This is a genomic window from Streptomyces sp. NPDC005899 (assembly GCF_040629645.1).
Lineage (GTDB): Bacteria > Actinomycetota > Actinomycetes > Streptomycetales > Streptomycetaceae > Streptomyces.
The window spans coordinates 1-3127 of the sequence record NZ_JBEXWB010000526.1; the positions used below are offsets into that span (position 1 = coordinate 1).

A 3127-nucleotide genomic window follows, 5' to 3' on the forward strand; every position below is an offset into this window, starting at 1 on the left:
AGATCGTGGTGACCGAGTGGACGGCGGGCGGGCTGCCCCAGCGACGCAGCCGGGGCCGGGCCCCGCTCGGCTCGCACAACCTCCCGCAGCAGGCGGCCCCGGCCGCCGAACCGGCCCCGGGAGCGCACAACGGGTCGGGCGGCGGACGGCACGGCGCCGCGGAACCACCGCCCGGCCTCTGGCTGGAGGCTTTCACCCAGGCCGTCAACGGTGTGCCCCAGGAACCGAAGACCGGCGAAGACTCCGACGACGTGTGGGACAAGGGAGACCTGAAGTGATCCAGCAGCGGGGAAACATGGACTGGATGCTCAAGGAGCTGGCCGACGACGTACCGAGCATCCACCAGATCGTGGTGCTCTCCGCGGACGGCCTGCGCATCGCCCGGCACGGCGGGGACCCCGACGTCGCCGACCGCCTCGCCGCCGCCTGCGCCGGCCTGCAGAGCCTGGCCGCCGCGGTCGCCACCGAGATCCCCTACAGCGACGGGCAGATGAAGCTCGTCGTCATCGAGGTGACCGGCGGCTTCTTCTACCTGATGGCCGCGGGCACCGGCGCGTACCTCGCCGTCCTGGCCGGCGAGACGGTCGACGCGGGGCTGGTGGGAGCCCGGATGCGCGACATGGTCGTGCGCATCGGGGCCCACCTGACGAGTCCTCCCCGACATGACGGGCAGGCCGGATGAGTGCTCCCCGACGAGAACGCCGAAAGGCCGACCCGGCGCTGAGCGATCCGGAGAGGCTGTACGTGATCACCGGCGACACCGACGGCGAACGCGCGGAACTCGACCTGGTGACGATGGTCGTCGCACAGGCCGAACCGTCGCCCATGGTCCAGCCCGAGCAGGCCGCGATCCTGCGGCTCTGCAGGGCGCCGCTGTCCGTCGCCGAGATCTCGGCCTATCTGAGCCTGCCCTTCAGCGTCGTCACCTCGCTCCTGACAGAACTACTGGCCACCGAGCTCATCGAGTCGCGCGCGCCCATCGTCCGCGCCGCGCTCCCGGACCGGTCCCTCCTCGAAGCGGTGATGCATGGACTTCAGAAGCTCTGACACGATCACGGGCCCCCGCAGCGAGGACGTCCTCCCCACCACGGCCACGGCCGCGGTGAAGGTCGTCATCGTCGGAGGGTTCGGGGTCGGCAAGACGACGATGGTCGGCTCGGTGAGCGAGATCCGGCCCCTGACCACCGAGGAGACGATGACCCAGGCCGGTGTCGGCGTGGACGACAACGTGGGGGTGGAGAGCAAGACCGCCACCACGGTCGCCATGGACTTCGGCCGGATCAGCCTCAGCGAGGAACTGATCCTCTACCTGTTCGGGACCCCCGGCCAGGAACGCTTCTGGTTCCTCTGGAACGGTCTGTTCGAAGGGGCCCTCGGCGCCGTCGTCCTCATCGACACCCGCCGGCTCCAGGTCAGTTTCGACGTGATCGGCCGGCTGGAGGAGCGCGGTGTCCCGTTCGTCGTCGCGATCAACACCTTCCCCGATGCACCGCACCACCCGGTCGAAGCCCTGCGTACCGCACTCGACCTGCCGGACGAGGTGCCGATGATCGACTGCGACGCCCGGCTGCGGGTCTCCAGCCGCGACGTGCTGATGACCCTGATGCGCTATCTGCACAGCCTTGCCGTCCCGCTCACCTGAACGCGGCACGCGCGTCCCCCACCGCGCTGCCGCGTCACCTCGCCCGATCCGCTGATCCGTGGAAAGCCCGATCCCTGGAGCGCTAGTGACAACCCCCTTCCACCACGAACCCGGAGCGGCCACGGGGCCGGTACCACCCCCCGAGTGCCCGGCCCACGCCATGGGGGCCGGGCCGGGCGGCCTGCGCCGGCTGTACGGGCCCGAGGCGGAGAACGACCCCGCCGGCCTCTACGCCAGGCTCCGTGCCGAACACGGCACGGTGGCCCCCGTGCTGCTGCACGGGGACGTGCCCGCCTGGCTCGTCCTCGGGCACAGCGAGAACCTGCACGTGACCCGGACCCCCTCCCAGTTCTCCCGGGACTCCCGGCGCTGGCAGGCCCTCAAGGACGGCACCGTCACCTCCGAGCACCCGCTCGCCCCGATCTTCACCTGGCAGCCGATCTGCGCGTTCGCCGACGGGGACGCCCACGAGCGGCTGCGGGGCGCGGTCACCGACAGCATGGCGCGGATCGACACCCGCGGGGTCCGCCGCCACGTCAACCGGTTCAGCAACCGGCTCGTCAACGACTTCTGCGAGAAGGGCACCGCCGAACTGGTCGGCGACTTCGCCGAGCACCTCCCCATGATGGTGATGTGCGCCATCTTCGGGATGCCCGAGGAGTACAACGACCGGATGGTGCAGGCCGCCCGGGACATGACCAGGGGCACCGCCACAGCGGTCGAGAGCAACGCCTACGTGGTCGAGGTGCTGAACCGGCTGGTCGAACGGCGGCGCACGGCCCCGGGCTCCGACTTCGCCGGCTGGCTCGTCGAACACCCCGCCGGGCTGAGCGACGTCGAGGTCGCGGAGCACCTGCGGCTCATCCTCATCGCCGCGTACGAGTCGACCGCCAACCTCATCGCCAACGTCCTGCGCATGGTGCTGACCGACCCGCGCTTCCGCGCCAGGCTCAGCGGCGGGCACATGACCGTGCCGGAGGCGGTGGAGCAGACCCTCTGGGACGAGCCGCCGTTCACCGCCGTCTTCGGCCGCTGGGCCGTGGGCGACACCGAGCTCGGCGGCCAGCGGATCAGGGCCGGCGACGCCCTCCTCGTCGGGATCGCCCCGGCTAACACCGACCCGGTGGTGCGTCCCGACCTCACCGCCAACATGGAGGGCAACCGGGCCCACCTCGCCTTCAGCGGCGGGCCGCACGAATGCCCGGGCCAGGACATCGGCCGGGCCATCGCCGACGTGGGGGTCGACGCCCTGCTGATGCGCCTTCCCGACCTGGAACTCGCGGTCGACGAGAGCGAGCTGAGCTGGGTCGGCAACATCATGTCCCGCCATCTGGTCGACCTCCCGGTGCGCTTCGCCCCCAGCCCGCAGCAGGCGATCGACGCCGACCCGCTCACCTCGATCGCGGCCCGCGCCCGGCCCGATGCGGACTGGGAGGTGTCCTCGCCCGCCCTGCCGAAGCGTGCCGCACCCGTGTCGGCCGGGCC

The 3127-nt window shown here is 71.5% G+C and carries 4 protein-coding genes and 1 pseudogene; all 5 read left to right on the forward strand.

Translation table 11 applies throughout. The features are described from left to right. Positions 1 to 278, forward strand: a pseudogene (locus tag ABZ371_RS30870) (ATP-binding protein); the annotation flags it as partial. Beyond that, entirely contained in the window at positions 275 to 682 is a 408-nt protein-coding gene (locus ABZ371_RS30875) for a roadblock/LC7 domain-containing protein (RefSeq protein WP_150486381.1), read from the forward strand. The pseudogene ABZ371_RS30870 and the gene ABZ371_RS30875, both read left to right, overlap by 4 nt. Further along, complete coding sequence (locus ABZ371_RS30880; RefSeq protein ID WP_358685871.1) at positions 679 to 1047, forward strand: DUF742 domain-containing protein; 369 nt, start codon at positions 679 to 681, stop codon at positions 1045 to 1047. The genes ABZ371_RS30875 and ABZ371_RS30880 overlap by 4 nt, the downstream gene beginning before the upstream one ends. Then, positions 1028 to 1642 (forward strand): ATP/GTP-binding protein, encoded by a 615-nt coding sequence (locus tag ABZ371_RS30885; RefSeq protein WP_358685873.1) that lies wholly within the window; start codon positions 1028 to 1030, stop codon positions 1640 to 1642. The genes ABZ371_RS30880 and ABZ371_RS30885 overlap by 20 nt, the downstream gene beginning before the upstream one ends. Before the next feature lie 85 nt (positions 1643 to 1727). Further along, positions 1728 to 3127: cytochrome P450 (locus ABZ371_RS30890; RefSeq protein WP_358685876.1), on the forward strand; the 1400-nt coding region annotated here is incomplete at its 3' end.